The following is an 18,594-nucleotide window of genomic DNA, read 5'->3' as shown; positions in this document are numbered from 1 at the left end:
AATTACAAATCAGACGAAAATGTAATCTGATTTCTCTTATCAAGAGAGGTGGAGGGACTGTGCCCTGTGAAGCCCGGCAACCGTCAACTTATGTTGAAATGGTGCCAATTCCTGCAAAGCAAATGCTTTGAGAGATGAGAGAGAGGGATAATGTTGTTATATACGCATATAAACCTTTCTGCTTCTCTAAAGCGGAAAGGTTTTTTTGTTGTTTGAATGTGGAGGACATTCAAATAATAAAAGTAATGAGAACGGTAGACTACACGCATCAAAAATAAAAAATTGCGGAGTCGACCTAAACAAAAAAGGGGTGATACACCATGATTCTATTAGAGAATGTAAAGAAAATATATAAAGCAAAAAGCGGTGATGTCACTGCTGTAGATAATGCCAATTTAAAAATAGAGAAAGGTGAAATATTTGGTGTTATCGGATATAGTGGCGCTGGAAAAAGTTCTTTAATTCGATTATTCAATCAGTTGGAGAAACCAACTTCAGGTCAAATTACAATTGCCAATCGCGTCATTTCAGCGATTACAGGAAGCGAACTTCGTAAGGCAAGACAAGAGATCGGAATGATTTTTCAACACTTCAACTTACTTTGGTCACGAACTGTACGTGAAAATATTGAGTTCCCACTTGAAATTGCAGGTGTTGATAAGGCGAAGAGAAGAAAACGCGTTGATGAGCTAATTCATCTTGTTGGATTAGAAGGAAGAGGAGACGCGTACCCATCTCAGCTGAGCGGAGGACAAAAGCAACGCGTTGGGATTGCAAGAGCGTTAGCTAACAATCCGCAAGTACTTTTATGTGATGAAGCAACGTCAGCTCTTGATCCAGAAACGACAGATCAAATTTTAGATCTATTATTAGATATTAATAAACGTCTCGGTTTAACGATTGTACTCATTACACACGAGATGCACGTAATTCGAAAGATTTGTAATCGCGTTGCGGTAATGGAGAAAGGAAAGATTGTAGAAACAGGTCCAGTACTTGATGTGTTCCGTAATCCGCAGCAAGACATTACGAAACGATTTGTACAGCAGTTAACGGATTCTGAAGATACAAATGAAACGATTGAAAGTTTAATTGAAAAATATCCAGATGGAAAAGTAATTCGTTTGCAGTTTATCGGTGAAGCGGTAGAAAGACCAGTACTTCAAAGGTTAATGCAGCGCAGTGATATAGAAGTTAGCATTTTGCAAGGAAATATTGCACAAACGAATAACGGCTCTTACGGTAGTTTAGTTGTTCATTTAAATGGTGAGGAAACAGCGATTCAGCAAGCAATAGAGGGAATACATCAAGATCAAGTAGAGCTGGAGGTGATTGCACATGGATAAATTACTCACAAATGTTGATTGGAATCAAATGTTAGAAGCAACGGGTGAAACGTTATATATGACGGCAATCGCAGCTCTTGCCACATTTGTTTTAGGACTCATTTTAGGATTGTTACTCTTTATGACAGCGAAAGATAATTTATGGGAAAACAAAGCGGTTAACACGGCGATTGGAGCGTTCGTAAACATTTTCCGCTCGATACCGTTCATTATTTTAATCATTTTATTAATCCCATTCACAAAGATTCTGCTTGGAACAATTCTTGGAGCGAGTGCAGCACTTCCAGCTTTAATTATTGGAGCGGCACCGTTTTACGCGAGAATGGTTGAAATCGCCCTTCGTGAAATTGATAAAGGTGTAATTGAAGCTTCAAAAGCGATGGGAGCAAAAACAAGCACAATTATTTTGAAGGTGTTAATTCCAGAATCGTTACCAGCATTAGTATCTGGTATTACGGTTACGACAATTGCTTTAGTAGGCTATACAGCAATGGCGGGAGTTGTTGGTGCTGGTGGCCTTGGAACACTTGCTTATTTAGAAGGATTCCAACGAGGAAATAACGACGTAACAATTGTTGCGACAATTTGTGTATTACTAGTTGTATTTTTCATTCAATGGATTGGTGATCGTGTAACGACTCGAATAGATAAACGATAATAAAAAACGGGAGGATGTTTCAAATGAAAAAATTATTACTGACAGCACTTATTTCAACTTCAATTTTTGGGTTAGCTGCTTGTGGCGGGAAAGATAACGATGAAAAGAAACTAGTTGTTGGTGCTTCTAACGTACCGCACGCTGAAATTTTAGAAAAGGCAAAACCGTTACTTGAGAAAAAAGGAATTGAATTAGAAGTGAAAAAATTCCAAGACTACGTATTACCAAATAAATCGTTAGCGGATAAGGATTTAGATGCAAACTACTTCCAGCACATTCCGTATTTAGAAAAAGAAATGAAAGATAAAAAATATGATTTTGAAGTAGCAGGAAAAATTCATTTAGAACCGATTGGTGTATATTCTCAAAAATATAAGAGCTTAAAAGAACTTCCAGACGGAGCGACAATTATTATGAGTAATTCAGTTGCTGATCATGGACGTGGTTTAGCAATTTTACAAAAAGAAGGCATTTTAAAAATTAAAGATGGGGTGGATCCAGTTAAAGCAACTCCAAAAGATATTGCGGATAACCCGAAAAACTTGAAATTCAAAACAGATATTGAGCCTGGTTTATTACCACAGGTGTATAACAATAAAGAAGGCGACGCGGTTTTAATTAACTCGAACTATGCAATTGATGCGAAGTTAAACCCAGAAAAAGATGCAATTGCAATTGAAAGTAATGATTCACCATACGCAAACGTAGTAGCTGTTCGTAAAGGCGATAAAGATAAGAAAGAGATTAAAGCTCTTGTAGAAGTATTACATTCTAAAGAAATCGAAGACTTCATTAATAAAGAATATAAAGGGGCAGTTGTTCCTGTAAAAGAATAATTGCTGTAAAAGGGCTGGTGTATGCCAGCCTTTTTTATAACTACATAATTATACGGGAGAAGGGGACATCATATGAAAAAGATTCTATTGTCAGTTGTTACAGCGTTGTCTGTATTTACATTAGCTGCTTGCGGAGGGAAAGAGGAGAATAAGCTTGTTGTGGGAGCTTCTAACGTACCGCACGCTGTTATTTTAGAAAAGGCACAGCCGATATTAGAGAAAAAGGGAATTAAATTAGAAATTAAAAAATTCCAAGATTATGTGTTGCCAAATAAAGCGTTAGCGGATAAGGAAATTGATGCGAACTACTTCCAACACATTCCTTATTTAGATAAAGAAATCCAAGAAAAAGGATATAAAATTGTAAACGCGGGAAAAATTCATTTAGAGCCAATGGGTATTTATTCAAAGAAATATAAAAGCTTAAAAGACTTACCAGATGGCGGGACAGTGATTATGAGTAATAACGTAGCGGAGCGTGGCCGTATGCTAGCACTGTTACAAAAAGGCGGCGTTATTAAACTAAAAGACGGAGTAGATGTTGTGAAAGCAACAGTAAAAGATGTTGTAGAAAATCCGAAAAACTTAAAGTTTAAAACAGATGTAGAGCCTGGGCTTTCACCAAAGTTATATGAAAATAATGAAGGTGATGCATTATTTATTAATTCAAACTATGCAATTGACGCAAAATTAAATCCAACAAAGGATGCGATTGCGATTGAAGGATCAGACTCTCCGTATGCAAATATTATTGCAGTTCGTAAAGGTGACGAGAAGAAAAAAGAAATTAAAGAGCTAGTAGAAGTACTGCATTCAAAAGAAATTCAAGATTTTATTAATAAAGAATATAAAGGTGCTGTACTTCCGGTAAGTGAATAAATATAAGGAAAGGACTGGAAAATTACCAGTCCTTTTTTCTTTATATAAATAAGAAGAAAGGTGTATCATAGAAAGATGTGAAGGAAATACTTATATACATTTGTGAAAAAATTGTTACTTTTTTTCGTCGTTTGCGATATCATTTTATTTGATATAAAATTAGAATGAGAATAAAATGAGAATATGAACGTTTTAGGAATTTTTAAAATGTATATATAGGATTAATGGAGGTATTGAGATGGCTGGTTCTACATTAACGGTTAAAGACTTACACGTATCAATTGATGGCAAAGAAATTTTAAAAGGTGTAAACCTTGAAGTAAAAGGTGGAGAAATCCACGCAATTATGGGACCTAACGGAACAGGTAAATCAACTTTATCTTCTGCAATTATGGGTCACCCAAAATATGAAGTAACAGAAGGTAGCATCATCATCGACGGTGAAGATGTATTAGAAATGGAAGTAGATGAGCGCGCACAAGCAGGTCTATTCCTAGCAATGCAATATCCAAGTGAAATTAGCGGAGTAACAAACGCTGACTTCTTACGTTCTGCAATTAACGCACGTCGTGAAGAAGGCGATGAAATTTCTCTTATGAAATTTATCCGTAAATTAGATAAAAACATGGAATTCCTAGAAATGGATCCAGAAATGGCACAACGTTACTTAAACGAAGGTTTCTCTGGCGGTGAGAAAAAACGTAACGAAATTCTTCAATTAATGATGATTGAGCCAAAAATCGCAATCTTAGACGAAATTGACTCAGGTCTTGATATCGATGCATTAAAAGTTGTATCTAAAGGTATTAACGAAATGCGCGGCGAAGACTTCGGTTGCCTAATGATTACGCATTACCAACGTTTATTAAACTACATCACTCCAGACTTCGTTCACGTTATGATGAACGGTCGTATCGTTAAATCTGGTGGACCTGAGCTTGCACAACGTCTAGAAGCTGAAGGTTACGACTGGATTAAAAAAGAATTAGGTATTGAAGACGAAACAACAGAGCAAGAAGCGTAAGAGAGGAGCATAAACATGACAATCGGTACATTACCTTTCGATCAAGAAACAATCCGTCAACGCGCAAGCGAAGTAAACGAAGCAGCTTGGTTGACTGAGTTCCGCTTACAAGCTCTTGCACAAGCAACTGAACTTCCAATGCCAACTCCTGATAAAACGAAAATTGACAAATGGGACTTTATCGGAAAAGGCGACGCTGCTAAGCAAGAGCCTGTAAGTTCTTTAACAGAGCTTCCAGAAGCAGTGAAAAACTTAATCGATGAAAATAACAGTGTATTAGTGCAACGTACTGGTACAACTGCATTCGTTTCTTTAGCAGACGAAGCAAAAGAAAAAGGTGTTATTTTCACAGACATCGTAACAGCTGCAACTGAGCATGCTGAACTAGTACAAAAGTACTTAATGAAAGACGGCGTGAAGGTAGACGAGCATCGTCTAACTGCACTTCATGCTGCATTAATCAACGGTGGTGCATTCGTATATGTTCCGAAAAACGTTGTTCTTGAAACTCCACTTCAAGCTGTATTCTTAGTAGACGGCGAAGAAGCTAACGTATATAACCATGTATTATTCGTAGCTGATGCGAACAGTACTGCAACTTATGTAGAAAACTACGTTGCAAATGAAAATGCTAAAGGTATTGCAAATATCGTAGCAGAAGTAATCGTGGAACAAGGCGCACAAGTGAAATTCGGTGCGGTTGATCTATTAGCGAAAGACGTAACAACTTACGTTAACCGCCGCGGTATTGTTGGACGCGACGGCCGCGTTGATTGGGCTCTAGGCCTTATGAATGACGGAAACACAATTTCAGAGAACGTTACAAACTTAATGGGCGACGGTTCATATGCTGATACGAAAACAGTAACAATTGGCCGTGGTAACCAAACACAAAACTTTACAACTAAAGTTGTTCACTTCGGTAAACACTCTGAAGGTTGGATTTTAAAACACGGTGTACAAAAAGATAGTGCAACATCTATCTTTAACGGAATTGGTAAGATTGAACACGGTGCATCTAAGTCAAATGCACAACAATCTTCTCGCGTTCTTATGTTAGATGAGAAAGCACGCGGTGATGCAAACCCAATTCTTTTAATTGACGAAGATGATGTTATGGCAGGTCACGCAGCTTCAGTAGGTCGCGTAGATCCAACTCAACTATACTACTTAATGAGCCGTGGTATTCCAAAACGCGAAGCAGAACGTTTAGTCATCCATGGATTCTTAGCACCTGTAGTTAATGAGCTTCCAATTGAAGGAGTAAAGGCACAGCTTGTTGAGGTAATTGAAAGGAAAGTTCGCTAATGAATATTCATGAAATACGCAAACAGTTTCCAATTCTTGATCAAAAAGTGAACGGCAAACAACTTGTTTATTTCGATAGTGCAGCAACTTCTCAAAAACCAATTCAAGTCATTGAAACGTTAGAACGTTACTATAAAGAATATAACTCTAATGTGCATCGCGGTGTTCATACGCTCGGTACGAAAGCTACCGACGCGTATGAAGGTGCACGCGAGAAAGTTCGCAAGTTTATTAATGCGAAATCAATGGAAGAGATTATTTTCACGCGCGGAACAACAACTGCATTAAATACAGTAGCGGCTAGCTATGGTCTTGAAAATGTAAAAGAAGGCGATGAAATCGTTATTTCTTACATGGAGCACCATAGTAACATCATTCCGTGGCAGCAAGTTGCGAAGAAAACTGGTGCAACTTTAAAATATCTTCCGCTTCAACCAGATGGGACAATTTCAATAGAAGATGCTCGTCAAACAATTACACCGAATACAAAAATCGTTTCTATCATGTATGTTTCTAACGTACTTGGAACGATTAACCCTGTAAAAGAAATCGGAGCAATTGCACATGAAAATGGCGCAATTATGGTCGTTGACGGTGCACAAAGTACACCTCATATGAAAGTGGATGTACAAGATTTAAACTGTGATTTCTACGCATTATCTGCTCATAAGATGTGCGGCCCTACAGGTATCGGCGTATTATATGGTAAGAAAGAATTGCTAAACAATATGGAGCCAATTGAATTTGGCGGTGAAATGATTGATTTCGTAGATTTACAAGAATCTACTTGGAAAGAGCTTCCGTGGAAGTTCGAAGCAGGTACGCCGATTATCGGTAATGCAATCGGACTTGGTGCGGCAATTGATTTCCTAGAAGAAATCGGTCTTGATAATATTGAAAAGCATGAGCATGAATTAGCGCAATACGCTTTAGAAAGACTATCAGAAGTAGATGGCGTTACAATTTATGGTCCAAAGCATCGCGCTGGTCTTGTTACATTTAATATTGAAGACGTACATCCTCATGATGTAGCGACAGTATTAGATGTAGAAGGTATTGCGGTTCGCGCAGGACATCACTGTGCACAACCGCTTATGAAGTGGCTGAAAGCTTCTTCAACAGCACGTGCAAGCTTCTATTTATATAATACAAAAGAAGAAATTGATACATTTGTTGAATCGCTAATCAAGACAAAGGAGTATTTCACAAATGTCATTTAATAATTTAGATACGTTATATCGTCAAGTTATTATGGATCATTACAAAAATCCTCGTAACCATGGCGTGTTAGAAGATAGTGTTACAGTTAACTTGAACAATCCAACTTGCGGCGACCGTATTCAACTTACGATGAAAGTAGAAGAAGGTATTGTGCAAGAAGCGAAGTTTGAAGGAGAAGGATGTTCTATCTCAATGTCTTCAGCTTCAATGATGACACAAGCAGTAAAAGGTAAGAAAATTGAAGAGGCACTTCAGCTTTCTAAAATTTTCTCTGACATGATGCTAGGAAAAGAGTACGATGACAGCATCGATTTAGGAGATATTGAAGCATTACAAGGCGTATGCAAGTTCCCTGCACGTATTAAATGTGCAACATTAGCGTGGAAAGCGTTAGAAAAGGGCTTAAACGAAGATAAGTAATGTTAAAGGTTCCTAAAAACGAGGTTATCTAAGGAGGGACACACCAACATGGCGAAGCAACTGCCAGATATCGGCGATTATAAATATGGTTTCAAAGACAAAGACGTTTCGATTTTCCGTGCTGGACGCGGTTTAACAAAAGAGATCGTTGAAGAGATTTCACGTATGAAAGAAGAACCACAGTGGATGTTAGACTTCCGTTTAAAATCACTGGATAAGTTCTATGAAATGCCAATGCCACAATGGGGCGGCGACTTAAACGACTTAGATTTCGATGAAATTACGTACTACGTAAAACCATCTGAGAAATCTGAGAAGTCTTGGGATGAAGTACCTGATGAAATTAAAGCTACATTTGATAAATTAGGTATTCCAGAAGCTGAGCAAAAGTATTTAGCTGGTGTATCTGCACAGTACGAATCTGAAGTTGTATACCACAACATGAAAGAAGACCTAGAAGCTCTAGGAATCGTCTTCAAAGATACAGATAGCGCATTAAAAGAGAACGAAGATATTTTCCGTGAGCATTTCGGAAAAGTAATCCCACCGACAGACAACAAATTCGCAGCATTAAACTCTGCAGTTTGGTCTGGTGGATCATTCATCTACGTTCCAAAAGGTGTTAAAGTTGATACACCACTTCAAGCGTATTTCCGTATTAACTCTGAAAATATGGGACAATTCGAGCGTACGCTTATCATCGTAGACGAAGGCGCACACGTACACTACGTAGAAGGTTGTACAGCACCTGTTTACACGACTAACTCACTTCACAGTGCGGTAGTAGAAATCATCATTAAGAAAGATGCATATTGCCGTTATACAACAATCCAAAACTGGGCGAACAACGTATACAACCTAGTTACAAAACGTGCGGTTTGTGAAGAAAACGCAACGATGGAATGGATTGACGGTAACATCGGATCTAAATTAACGATGAAATACCCAGCAGTTATCTTAAAAGGCGAAGGCGCTCGTGGTTTAACATTATCTATCGCGATTGCTGGTAAAGGCCAACACCAAGATGCTGGTGCGAAAATGATTCACTTAGCACCAAACACGTCTTCAACAATCGTTTCTAAATCGATTGCGAAGCATGGTGGTAAAGTAACTTACCGTGGTATCGTACACTTCGGACCAAAAGCGAAAAACTCTCGCTCTAACATCGAGTGTGACACGTTAATCATGGATAACCAATCTACATCTGATACAATTCCTTACAACGAAATCAAAAACGATTACGTTTCACTTGAGCACGAAGCGAAAGTATCAAAAGTATCAGAAGAACAATTATTCTACCTAATGAGCCGTGGTATTTCTGAGCAAGAAGCTACAGAAATGATCGTAATGGGCTTCATCGAGCCATTCACTCGCGAACTTCCAATGGAATACGCAGTTGAAATGAACCGTCTAATCAAGTTTGAGATGGAAGGTTCTATTGGTTAAATAGAAATGCGGAGCCGACTGTTCAGACCCGTTGGCTAAGGTTCTTTCGCACAGAAGATGCTTTTTATCTTCTCGTGCGGAAGGTTCTTAGACATGAGGGTCTAGGAGGCAAAGCTGGACATATTTAAAGTGGAGGCGGCTCGTCCAGAATGTGAGGGGGATGGAGCTTCTGACGTAGAGGCGCTTTTTGCCTCATAGGAAGAAGTGAAGCCACCGAACATTCTAGCCGCTGGAACTGGATAATATATAAAGGAAGCGCCCTGCTGTGCAGGGCGCTTTTTTTTATTGTGTGAGTTGGGCTTGGGGTGGGGTTAGCCGAGATACCCAGGTGGGTTTCTGACTAAATATATCAGCGATTTTTCAAATATATCGATCACAACTCGGAATATATCGGCGATTATTTCAATATATCGACGATTCGACAAGGAATATCGACTTATCAACAAATTACGACAAAAGAAATTCTTCATATACCCTGCAACATTTTATATGAAAGGGGACCGACTGGAAGTAAGGCAAAGATACTGACAAATCCACTGGTGAATCCAATTGAAAAAAGACCTGCGAATCTCCTGTTGAACTTTCTGACAAATCCCCGCTCTACCAACAAATCCCCAGACTGGAAAAAGTAAAGTTTCTCATATAAAAAGGACAATCTTTTGCTTTTTCTCACAATGCGAGTACAATGTAAAATAGCAAGAAAAGACGAAAAGTATTTACAGGATTATTGCGTGCGCATAGCGTAAATGGCAGTAAGGAACTGAGAGGAGGTTTTTTCTCTGAATATAAATAAAGAAACAATCATCCACCTTTATCATACAAACGATATACATAGTCATTTTGAAAATTGGCCGCAAATTTCTCGCTTTGTACAAGGAGAGAAAAAGCGAAGACAGGAAGCGGGAGAGACTGTTTTAACTGTAGATATCGGCGATCATGTGGATCGTTTTCATAGTATTTCGGAAGCGACGAATGGGCTTGGCAATACGAAGCTTTTAAATGAGGCGTTATATGATTATGTAACGATCGGAAATAATGAAGGAATTACGTTAGCGAAGGAGCATTTGAATCGTCTATATGATGATGCTGGATTTGAGGTGCTTGTCGCAAATTTATTTGAAAAAGAAGGGGTACGTCCAGAGTGGGCAAAGCCTTATAAATTACATACAACGACAGATGGGATTACGATTGCTTTTATCGGATTAACGGTTGCGTATCCAGAGTTTTATCAAATGTTAGATTGGCATATTGAAGATCCAATTGAGCATTTAGAGTCTATTTTAGAAGAAGTGAGAGATGAGGCTCATATAACGGTTGTCCTTTCTCACCTTGGAAAAAGTATGGATGAGCATATGGCGGAGCATTATGATATAGATGTTATTTTAGGGGCACATACGCATCATTTATTTGAGCGTGGTGTTCTTATGAATCATACGTTACTTTGTTGTTGTGAAAAGTGGGGACGTTACGTTGGGCACGTTCAGCTTACTGTGGATAAAGAGACGAAGAAGCTGTTGAAAAAGGATGGTAGAGCAATTAAGACTGAACGTTTAGGTGCTTATAACAAACCATTATCCACAATTGAAGCGCTGCAGGAAGAAAGTAAACATATTATGGAAGAACCTGTTGTTCATTTAAAGGAATCATTACCGGTTGATTGGTTTCATGAGACAGCATTTTCGCACATGTTAGCAAATGCGTTGAAAAACTGGTGCGATGCAGAGATTGGCATGGTGAACGCTGGTGTACTTCTTGAAGGATTAGAAGAAGGCGTTGTGACGCGCGGAGATATTCACAGAATTTGTCCACATCCAATTAATCCATGCCTATTAAAAGTGCCGGGGAAAACGTTAAGAGAAGTGATCTTGAAAGCACGTCGGCCGAATATGGAGAACCTTGAGGTAAAAGGGTTTGGATTTCGGGGGAAAGTAATGGGGAAAATGATTTACGCTGGTGTAGAAGTCATTCCAGATACGATTCCTGGGAATAAAATTTTACTCGAAGATGTATTAATTAACGGGGAATCGCTGGAATTAGAACGTATATATACGGTAGGAACGATTGATATGTTTACATTTGGCTACTTATACCCAGAGCTATCCACACTTTCTGACAAACAATATTATATGCCAGAACTACTTAGAGATGTGTTAGCAGACATGTTAATAACTTATACATCTTCTGTCAAACTATAGGCTAGTTAACTTGTAACACTCATTTTTCTCTTGTCATACAGATAAGAAAGAGAGGAGTGTGAACTATGGTTAATGTAGAGCCGATTATAATCGATAATTATACGTTTATTGCGGTTAGCGTCAAACTTCCAAAGACAAATTTGCTAGCTGTAATGAGCGATAAAGGATATATTATGTGCGGTGCATTAGATGTAGGTCTTTTAAATGAGAAGTTAGGGGATCGTGGTATTATTGCTGGTCGCGCGGTTGGTGTAAGAACGATTGAACAACTTCTTGAAGCACCGCTAGAATCAGTAACGATTGAAGCCGAAGCGTTAGGTATTACGGCTGGCACAATCGGAAAAGAAGCATTATTAAAAATGAGATAAGCATATATCGTCCCTCCTTCTTGCATAGAAATGATATAAGAAGGAGGGTTTTTTATGAGTATATTTCGTTCGAAAAATTCGCGGTTTCGAAGGGGGCCTATTTCCTTTCGGCACATACTGCTTATGTCGTTTATTCTTTTTGTCATATTACTCGTGCAAGGATTATGGATTGTGAATAGTAGCATTCAGCCGACATTAATGAAATATGGAGAAGTAGAGACACATAAAATGGCGACAGCGGTTATGACGAAGGCGGTAAAAGATAGAATTGATGAGGGATTCGATGTCGATTCATTAATGAAAGTACAAAATGATAAAAACGGGAAAGTATCCACAATTAATTTAAATACGAAGCAAGTAAATGAAATCGTAACGTCAACGACCACATACATAGAAAAGTATTTACAGCAAGTAGAACAAGGGAATTTGAAGGGACTAGGTATTTCTGAAAAAAATGGGGCAACGATGGCAGTTCCGTTTGGTCGTGTAACAAATAATGCGCTTCTTGGAAATATCGGACCCGATATTCCAATTGATTTCACGACGATTGGTCATGTAAATACGGATATTAAACAAAAAATTGAGCCGCACGGAATCAATACGACAGCGATTCAAATTATTATGGAGATGGAAGTTACGTTGCAAGTCATTATTCCATTTCATACGAAAGAAATAAAAGTGAAACAAAATGTTCCAATTGCGACGCGCATTGTTCAAGGGGAAGTGCCTACTTATTACGGAAGCGGAAGTGTTGTTGTACCTGATAAAAAGAAAACGGATAGTTAGCCATAAATAAAAAATAACCGTAGCAATGTGCTACGGTTATCGTTTTGTATTTGCGCGTTCTTTTCGCTCCCAAAGACTTAAGTGCATGTAGGGGTCGAAAGCCCATTCTGTATAACCATTGTCTTTATACATGCCGAAATGTAGGTGAGGCGGGAATTTTCCAGCTGTGCCGGGAGGACCGTAACCGGTGCTACCAACAAATCCGATTACTTTTCCGGGTTCGACAATTTGTCCAAGCTGTATCTCTTTTGAGAACCCGCCTAAGTGAGCGTAATAATGATAATTGTTATGAAGGTCACGAATACCGATGCGCCATCCGCCAAGGCGGTTCCAGCCTTTTGTTTCAATAATGCCATAGCAAGTGGATCTTACTGGTACGCCATAGCCTGCGAATATATCGGTTCCTTCATGAACCCTTCTTCCCCCAAAACTTCTTCCAGCGCCAAAAGTACTACGGTAGCTATGGTCACTGCGAATCGGAAGAGGGAACGCATTTCCTTCTAAATTAATACGTCCGTAATGTTTATAAATTTGGGCGTATTCGGTAATTAAATCAACTGTTTTTGCACGTCTATAATATTCCCAGAGCATGATTTTAATACGTTCTTCTGACGTTCCTTGTTTCTTTAAAATCGTTGCTGCTGTATGCAAAAGATCACGGTCGTTATTTGCATTTGCAAATCCATCTTTGTCACCATCTAAACCTAACCCGCCAAATAGAGCAATTGTGTGGGGGAGAGTGTCGTTACCATTAACAGGTCCAGCCCATATTTCTGGTTTGAAATAAAGGGAAATGATGGCATCTGGTTTTTTCGGAATATCTTTTCTTACGCTCCGTATATTTCTTTCGTATTGATCCATTGCAGCTAAGTAATACCACGGAATGCCTGAAGATTGCTCGGTTTCTTTATATAGTGCCATGCGCTTTTCGTATATGCTTTGCTGATTATCTTCACCGTAAGCGATGTTTTGGTGGAGAAGAAAGCAAATCGAAAGCAAAAGAGAAATTTTTCGAAGCATGAAATAGACTCCTTTCACATCATCACTCTTTTTAGTGTGGGATATACGGAGTATTTCATTATAGGGAACGATTGGAAAAAATCTTAGAATCTTCATTTGAGCAAATCGCTTTCATACGTTAGAATAGATATGTTACATTGAAAGAAGCGAACACGGTAAACTATTTCATATTGTGCGGAGTTGATAACCATGACAAAACAAACAGAATATAAGCGCAAGCCCGAATGGTTGAAAATTAAGTTAAACACGAATGAAAACTATACAGGCTTAAAGAAAATGATGCGTTCTAAAAATCTTCATACAGTTTGTGAGGAAGCAAAATGTCCGAATATTCATGAATGCTGGGCTGTAAGAAAAACAGCAACATTTATGATTTTAGGTGCGGTTTGTACACGTGCTTGTCGTTTTTGTGCGGTTAAAACAGGATTACCAACTGAGCTTGATTTACAAGAGCCAGAACGCGTAGCAGATTCTGTAGTACAAATGGGCTTAAAGCACGTTGTTATAACAGCGGTTGCACGTGATGATTTAAAAGATGGTGGAGCAGCTGTTTTTGCTGAAACAGTACGCGCTGTACGTCGTAAAAATCCATTTACGTCAATCGAAGTATTACCATCTGATATGGGTGGAGTAGAAGAAAACTTAAAAATGTTAATGGATGCAAAACCAGATATTTTAAACCATAACATTGAAACAGTACGTCGATTATCTGACCGAGTTCGCGCTAGAGCAAAATATGATCGTTCATTAGAGTTTTTACGTCGAGCAAAAGAAATGCAGCCTGATATTCCAACTAAATCGAGCATTATGGTGGGCTTAGGGGAAACGAGAGAAGATTTAATTGAAGCAATGGATGACTTACGTGCAAACAATGTGGATATTTTAACTCTTGGACAATACCTACAACCATCTAAGAAGCATTTACCAGTTCTTAAATATTACCCACCAGCGGAATTTGCAGAGCTAAAAGAAATTGCACTTAGCAAAGGCTTTAGCCACTGTGAAGCTGGCCCACTTGTGCGTTCTTCTTACCATGCGGACGAGCAAGTTCGTTCTGCAAAAGAAAACACAGCAGAAGCAAAATAATGAAAAAAGGGAGCTAATGATTAGCTCTCTTTTTGTTTGTACTCCAAAACAGTATTTGGGCATGTTAATAAAATCTTTTTTAATTCTTCTGTGGATAATTCAATTGTAAATTCAGGTACACCAGGTGTAATTAAAATTTTATCGTACGTATAAATAGCGTTATCCACAATAATTGTTACATCGTGTGCATACCCGAAAGGAGCTACACATCCTGGCGTACAACCAGTTTTGTCTCGCAGTTCATCAGCGGAACAGAGAGATAATCGTTCTCCTGTTAGTTCTTTCATCTCTCCGCGGTTAAGCCTTGTGCCCTCTAACGTGAAAAATACGTAATAATCTCCAGCCTTTGATTTTAAAAATAAGCTTTTACTTGGAGTACCTTGTAAGCCAAGCCTCTCGCGTACAATCCGATCTGTCTCATAATCGAGTACCGGTTCGTGTTCGAATTTTTCATAAGAAACATTTGTTTTATGTAGTAAAGCAAGTACATCTTCGTACATATGGAGTGATACCCCTTTCTATTATTGGTACAGTTTCTTCTCGTGGCGTCAACTGAATGTGTTGGAAAGAGATATTACTTGGACGGTGCTTTCCATAATCGTTTTAGGCTACATTGTTCATCAATTGTAATTTCATACATATCAGGATTCGTTAAAGTTCTCCATTCATGAAAGCCGATTGTATGATCAAAGTGCTTTAAAATGAGAGTAAGTAAGTTTCCATGTGTAACGAGTAATATTGTAGTATGGTTTAATTTTAAAACGTCTTCGATAAGTGATATAGCACGGTCCGTTGCTTGTTTTGTTGACTCTCCGCCTGAAAAGGCAATATCTATATTTGTAAAAGTAGATTCTAGTTTTTGCATCCAATCGTCCATTGAAACGTCGCTTAATATGCGTTCAGCTAATCGTTCATCTTCTTGGATAGACAAATTAGCTTGGAGTGCATAGGGCCGAATAGAATCGATAGCTCGCACAAATGGGCTTGAAATAATATGGTCTATTTGTAGTTGGTTTTCTAAAAGGAATGTAGCAAGGGTGTTTGCTTGTTTTTTTCCATCGGTCGTTAATTCGGCATCACGTTCTTGGCCAGTTGCTGAACAATGTCGTATGACAATGATTTTCTTCATAATTCATCCCCATCTTTCAAGTTGACGCTATATACTTCGACAAATGTGGAAAATATTCCTTTTTATTGGAAAGGACATAATGATCTGATCATGTGGAAAAGTAATGTGGATAATAGAAAATCGAGGTGCAATGATGAAAAAAATGCTATGTATTGTATTTGTGATTTGTTTTCTCTCACAACTGTCCACAACATATGCACAATCCAATCAAAAGTTAGATTATCCAAGTAATCGAAATAAGCCATTTGTGAGCGAAGATGTGTTTTACGAACAGTTAGATAAGAAAATGTATAAAGAATACAATAATGCAGCGTATAGTGTTCGAAAAAAGATTTTATTTAAAGAAGTACCCGACGAAGAATATTCCTTTTTACAAAAAACAGCCGCGGGTTGTCGGGGTGAAGTAGTGCTTCAAGATTCTTTTATTCACCCTGATCGCCAAGTTTATTTTTTCGCTTCCTTTTCTCAAAATGAAGTAGAAGAGTTACACAAGTACATCGTTATAGATGCAGAAACAAAGAAGGAGCTACAAAGCGGTAAAAGTTATCATCGCTATGATAATCTTTATAAAAAATAACCCACCAACAGGCGGGTTATTTTTACTTTGGCACACTCATTAATTTCTCTTTCATTTTACGAATAAGAATGATAGCGCCAATTGTAAAGAGAAGGGTGATTCCTTCTGCAACAAAGATGTTAATTGTTTTCGTTTGGTAAAGTGCCGCGAAGAAGTCTACAAGTGCGTGGAATAGTATAGCGTACACAAGGAAGATATACTTCTTCTGTTTTACTGCGTATAAAACAAGCATTGTAAAGGCGATTTGCAGCACGAGTGCCATAATTCTTTCTAAGCTGCCAAGGAAGTATAAGTAGGCAGGTTGCTGAATTAACATGTCTTGTAGGCGGCTTAGTTCTGGCATTTTTTCGACCATCTGGGCGAAGCTACCGTCGTTAATTGAATTCGCAAATATAAGTGCTTGGAATGCAGAGAATCCGCCAACTAAAATGGATTCAATTCCGCCGTGACCGATTCCGTAAGCGAAGCCATCTTTATATTCTTGATATTTTTTTAGTAGGAAGAAGAAGGCAACGAAGCGTCCTAATTCTTCAAATATACCAGCAGTTAGTCCGCCATAAAGTGCGAAAACAAATGGATTTTCTAAAATTGGAGCGATTGCTGGATTACCGCGCATAAATAGGTGGAATGGTGTTTCGAGAATTTGGGTAAATCCGATAAAGATAAGAACACCAACGCCGACCACTTTCCAATTTATATTATATTTTTTACGGAAATAAACGAGTACAATAATTGGGACCAGAATCGAGACAATGAGTTGAAAGATGATGCTGGCAATTACAGTATTTGAAACCATATTTTCACCGCTTTCTAATATATGTACATATCTATTATGCATGAAATATTTTATAAAGAAAATGAATTTACTTATTGACTCTAACGTTGCGTCATACTTTATCGTATGTATTAAGGGGGAGATACACATGGCAATGAAGGTAAAAGAAGTAGCTAATTTAGTTGGAATTAGTGTGCGCACACTGCATCATTACGATGAAATTGGGTTGTTAACCCCAGATGAGACGACAGAGTCTGGATATCGTCTGTATTCCAATGAAAATTTAGAGACGCTGCAGCAAATTTTATTTTTTAAAGAATTAGGCTTCCCTTTGAAAAAAATTAAAGAAATTATCATGAGTCCATCATTTGACCGGGAAGAAGCATTGCAGCTTCATAAGAAAATGCTTCTTGAAAAGCGGGCTAGGTTAGATAAAGTGATTGCGACGATTGATAAAACAATTCAGCATACAAAAGGAGAGATTGAAATGACGAATAAAGAGAAATTTGAAGGCTTCGATTTCAGCCATAATCCGTACGAAGAAGAAGCGCGTGAAAGATGGGGAGACAGAGCTGTAGATAAAGCGAATGAATATGCGAAAGGTATGTCTAAAGAAAACCAAGAAGAGTTTAATACGATTTACAGAAACTTAGCGGCGCTTAGACACGGAGAACCAGATTCTAAAGAGGCACAAGAAGCAATTGGAGTATGGTACGATTACTTGCAAAACTTCGGTGAATATTCATTAGATGCTTTTAAAGGACTCGGTCAAATGTACGTCGCTGATGAGCGCTTTACGAAAAATATCGATAAGTTTGGCGAAGGTTTAGCGCAGTTTATGTGTGATGCGATGGAGGTTTACGCAAATCGTAAGAAATAGTAAAAAATAAAGAAGATGGAGGTTTTCTCCACCTTCTTTATTTTTTTATCATATCATTTAAAGTCTGATCCCCTGTATTGTTCAAATGAGGATTTTTACTCATTTCACGTTTTAACATATCGAGGCTTTGCGTATATTCTGTATCATTTAATGCGCCAGATTGAAGCCCTTGAATTTGAGAAATCAACTTTTGGTCTGTTGATACATATGCTTTATAATAGCGAGGGACGATGGACAAAGCAGCTCTATATACTTGATCCGCTACGAGTTTCGGATCCGTTGTGTTTGCACGGTATACAACAAATACTTCATCGTCTGTAACGAGCGTAGCAGCGTTTGTAACGTCAGGAAGTTTGACTGTCATGCTTGTAATCATTTCAGCAACTTTCTCACGGTTAATGGCTCCTACTTGTTTATTAGATACTTCATGCTTTTGTTTAGATGAATAGCCGACTCTCGTTAATCGTGTATTTGTATTTTCCGTATGATACATGTCGTTTTTGTTGGAAACAAGAACACGACTTCCTTCTTCACGTTCCATTTCGGCTTTATTCGTTGGTTGGCAGCCTGCAAATAAGGAAAGAGTGAGGAGAGAAAGTATAATTTGTTTTTTCACGATGTATCACCTCCTTCTCCATAG

The 18,594-nt window shown here is 38.3% G+C and carries 20 protein-coding genes and 1 riboswitch; of the genes, 15 read left to right on the top strand and 5 right to left on the bottom strand.

Annotation, left to right across the window (positions count from 1 at the left end):
* The first annotated feature begins 33 nt into the window (after positions 1–33).
* Positions 34–141: riboswitch (SAM riboswitch) on the top strand.
* A 179-nt stretch (positions 142–320) separates the two neighbouring features.
* The 12 genes from NST14_RS25500 to yunB all read left to right on the top strand — a co-directional run bounded on the left by NST14_RS25500 (position 321) and on the right by yunB (position 12,487).
* Complete coding sequence (locus NST14_RS25500) at positions 321–1,346, top strand: methionine ABC transporter ATP-binding protein (protein ID WP_000601776.1); 1,026 nt, start codon at positions 321–323, stop codon at positions 1,344–1,346.
* Entirely contained in the window at positions 1,339–2,004 is a 666-nt protein-coding gene (locus NST14_RS25495) for a methionine ABC transporter permease (RefSeq protein WP_000359556.1), read from the top strand. The genes NST14_RS25500 and NST14_RS25495 overlap by 8 nt, the downstream gene beginning before the upstream one ends.
* Positions 2,005–2,027: 23 nt before the next feature.
* Positions 2,028–2,840 carry a methionine ABC transporter substrate-binding lipoprotein MetQ gene (gene metQ / locus NST14_RS25490; protein ID WP_000735115.1) on the top strand — a complete coding sequence of 271 codons (813 nt, stop codon included), beginning with the start codon at positions 2,028–2,030 and terminating at the stop codon, positions 2,838–2,840.
* Positions 2,841–2,912: 72 nt separating this feature from the next.
* Positions 2,913–3,719, top strand: coding sequence for a methionine ABC transporter substrate-binding lipoprotein MetQ (gene metQ / locus NST14_RS25485; protein ID WP_000722401.1), 807 nt, complete (start codon positions 2,913–2,915; stop codon positions 3,717–3,719).
* Positions 3,720–3,957: 238 nt separating this feature from the next.
* A complete protein-coding gene (gene sufC, locus NST14_RS25480) occupies positions 3,958–4,743 on the top strand; it encodes a Fe-S cluster assembly ATPase SufC (protein WP_000929157.1) in 786 nt (261 codons plus the stop codon).
* Between the two features lie 15 nt (positions 4,744–4,758).
* Positions 4,759–6,051: a Fe-S cluster assembly protein SufD gene (gene sufD, locus NST14_RS25475; RefSeq protein WP_000152165.1), complete on the top strand. Its 1,293-nt coding sequence runs from the start codon at positions 4,759–4,761 to the stop codon at positions 6,049–6,051.
* A complete protein-coding gene (gene sufS, locus NST14_RS25470) occupies positions 6,051–7,271 on the top strand; it encodes a cysteine desulfurase SufS (protein ID WP_001020761.1) in 1,221 nt (406 codons plus the stop codon). Before sufD ends, sufS begins: the two co-directional genes overlap by 1 nt.
* A complete protein-coding gene (gene sufU / locus NST14_RS25465; protein ID WP_000009523.1) occupies positions 7,261–7,692 on the top strand; it encodes a Fe-S cluster assembly sulfur transfer protein SufU in 432 nt (143 codons plus the stop codon). The genes sufS and sufU overlap by 11 nt, the downstream gene beginning before the upstream one ends.
* A 48-nt stretch (positions 7,693–7,740) precedes the next feature.
* A complete protein-coding gene (gene sufB, locus NST14_RS25460; protein ID WP_001118823.1) occupies positions 7,741–9,138 on the top strand; it encodes a Fe-S cluster assembly protein SufB in 1,398 nt (465 codons plus the stop codon).
* A gap of 779 nt (positions 9,139–9,917) precedes the next feature.
* Positions 9,918–11,333 (top strand): bifunctional metallophosphatase/5'-nucleotidase, encoded by a 1,416-nt coding sequence (locus tag NST14_RS25455; RefSeq protein ID WP_218952492.1) that lies wholly within the window; start codon positions 9,918–9,920, stop codon positions 11,331–11,333.
* Positions 11,334–11,398: 65 nt separating this feature from the next.
* Positions 11,399–11,701, top strand: a complete 303-nt coding sequence (locus NST14_RS25450; protein ID WP_000248463.1) for a YunC family protein — start codon at positions 11,399–11,401, stop codon at positions 11,699–11,701.
* Between the two features lie 54 nt (positions 11,702–11,755).
* Positions 11,756–12,487: a sporulation protein YunB gene (gene yunB / locus NST14_RS25445; protein WP_002081169.1), complete on the top strand. Its 732-nt coding sequence runs from the start codon at positions 11,756–11,758 to the stop codon at positions 12,485–12,487.
* A gap of 36 nt (positions 12,488–12,523) precedes the next feature.
* On the opposite strand, the gene NST14_RS25440 is transcribed toward yunB, so the two are convergent.
* Positions 12,524–13,507, bottom strand: a complete 984-nt coding sequence (locus NST14_RS25440) for a M23 family metallopeptidase (RefSeq protein WP_000944673.1) — start codon at positions 13,505–13,507, stop codon at positions 12,524–12,526.
* Between the two features lie 189 nt (positions 13,508–13,696).
* Between NST14_RS25440 and lipA the strand changes: the two genes are divergently transcribed.
* Positions 13,697–14,593, top strand: coding sequence for a lipoyl synthase (gene lipA / locus NST14_RS25435; protein WP_000166370.1), 897 nt, complete (start codon positions 13,697–13,699; stop codon positions 14,591–14,593).
* 20 nt (positions 14,594–14,613) lie between these two features.
* Here lipA and NST14_RS25430 read toward each other — a convergent pair whose 3' ends face one another.
* Both NST14_RS25430 and NST14_RS25425 read right to left on the bottom strand, forming a co-directional pair.
* The gene (locus NST14_RS25430) at positions 14,614–15,093 is read right to left on the bottom strand and encodes a YbaK/EbsC family protein (protein WP_000272742.1); all 480 of its coding nucleotides are present in this window, start codon (positions 15,091–15,093) and stop codon (positions 14,614–14,616) included.
* Between the two features lie 74 nt (positions 15,094–15,167).
* A complete protein-coding gene (locus NST14_RS25425; RefSeq protein ID WP_000721036.1) occupies positions 15,168–15,722 on the bottom strand; it encodes a histidine phosphatase family protein in 555 nt (184 codons plus the stop codon).
* 103 nt (positions 15,723–15,825) lie between these two features.
* On the opposite strand from NST14_RS25425, the gene NST14_RS25420 reads away from it, so the two are divergent.
* On the top strand, positions 15,826–16,299 hold the full coding sequence (locus tag NST14_RS25420; protein ID WP_000264801.1) for a hypothetical protein: 474 nt from the start codon (positions 15,826–15,828) through the stop codon (positions 16,297–16,299).
* A 22-nt stretch (positions 16,300–16,321) separates the two neighbouring features.
* Here the strand turns inward: NST14_RS25420 and NST14_RS25415 are convergent, their stop codons facing one another.
* Positions 16,322–17,137, bottom strand: a complete 816-nt coding sequence (locus tag NST14_RS25415; protein ID WP_229143411.1) for a YhfC family intramembrane metalloprotease — start codon at positions 17,135–17,137, stop codon at positions 16,322–16,324.
* An 85-nt stretch (positions 17,138–17,222) separates the two neighbouring features.
* Here NST14_RS25415 and NST14_RS25410 point away from each other — a divergent pair, with 85 nt between their 5' ends.
* Positions 17,223–17,954 (top strand): MerR family transcriptional regulator, encoded by a 732-nt coding sequence (locus NST14_RS25410; protein ID WP_001241003.1) that lies wholly within the window; start codon positions 17,223–17,225, stop codon positions 17,952–17,954.
* Positions 17,955–17,991: 37 nt separating this feature from the next.
* Here the strand turns inward: NST14_RS25410 and NST14_RS25405 are convergent, their stop codons facing one another.
* Complete coding sequence (locus NST14_RS25405; protein WP_000744032.1) at positions 17,992–18,570, bottom strand: YhcN/YlaJ family sporulation lipoprotein; 579 nt, start codon at positions 18,568–18,570, stop codon at positions 17,992–17,994.
* Positions 18,571–18,594 lie beyond the last annotated feature (24 nt).

Origin of the sequence: Bacillus sp. FSL W8-0519 (assembly GCF_038005585.1) — a bacterium.
GTDB classification, from domain to species: Bacteria; Bacillota; Bacilli; order Bacillales; family Bacillaceae_G; genus Bacillus_A; species Bacillus_A paranthracis.
The sequence above is the reverse complement of the archived record's forward strand: the minus strand, read 5'-3'. Positions and strand labels throughout refer to the sequence as shown.

Coding starts and splice junctions, on each gene's coding strand:
- NST14_RS25420 (WP_000264801.1), top strand. CDS start 15,826: ATGTGGATAATAGAAAATCGAGGTGCAATGATGAAAAAAATGCTATGT.
- sufC (WP_000929157.1), top strand. CDS start 3,958: ATGGCTGGTTCTACATTAACGGTTAAAGACTTACACGTATCAATTGAT.
- lipA (WP_000166370.1), top strand. CDS start 13,697: ATGACAAAACAAACAGAATATAAGCGCAAGCCCGAATGGTTGAAAATT.
- NST14_RS25440 (WP_000944673.1), bottom strand. CDS start 13,507: ATGCTTCGAAAAATTTCTCTTTTGCTTTCGATTTGCTTTCTTCTCCAC.
- sufB (WP_001118823.1), top strand. CDS start 7,741: ATGGCGAAGCAACTGCCAGATATCGGCGATTATAAATATGGTTTCAAA.
- NST14_RS25500 (WP_000601776.1), top strand. CDS start 321: ATGATTCTATTAGAGAATGTAAAGAAAATATATAAAGCAAAAAGCGGT.
- NST14_RS25450 (WP_000248463.1), top strand. CDS start 11,399: ATGGTTAATGTAGAGCCGATTATAATCGATAATTATACGTTTATTGCG.
- NST14_RS25430 (WP_000272742.1), bottom strand. CDS start 15,093: ATGTACGAAGATGTACTTGCTTTACTACATAAAACAAATGTTTCTTAT.
- NST14_RS25495 (WP_000359556.1), top strand. CDS start 1,339: ATGGATAAATTACTCACAAATGTTGATTGGAATCAAATGTTAGAAGCA.
- sufD (WP_000152165.1), top strand. CDS start 4,759: ATGACAATCGGTACATTACCTTTCGATCAAGAAACAATCCGTCAACGC.
- metQ (WP_000722401.1), top strand. CDS start 2,913: ATGAAAAAGATTCTATTGTCAGTTGTTACAGCGTTGTCTGTATTTACA.
- sufU (WP_000009523.1), top strand. CDS start 7,261: ATGTCATTTAATAATTTAGATACGTTATATCGTCAAGTTATTATGGAT.
- NST14_RS25425 (WP_000721036.1), bottom strand. CDS start 15,722: ATGAAGAAAATCATTGTCATACGACATTGTTCAGCAACTGGCCAAGAA.
- yunB (WP_002081169.1), top strand. CDS start 11,756: ATGAGTATATTTCGTTCGAAAAATTCGCGGTTTCGAAGGGGGCCTATT.
- NST14_RS25410 (WP_001241003.1), top strand. CDS start 17,223: ATGGCAATGAAGGTAAAAGAAGTAGCTAATTTAGTTGGAATTAGTGTG.
- sufS (WP_001020761.1), top strand. CDS start 6,051: ATGAATATTCATGAAATACGCAAACAGTTTCCAATTCTTGATCAAAAA.
- NST14_RS25415 (WP_229143411.1), bottom strand. CDS start 17,137: ATGCATAATAGATATGTACATATATTAGAAAGCGGTGAAAATATGGTT.
- metQ (WP_000735115.1), top strand. CDS start 2,028: ATGAAAAAATTATTACTGACAGCACTTATTTCAACTTCAATTTTTGGG.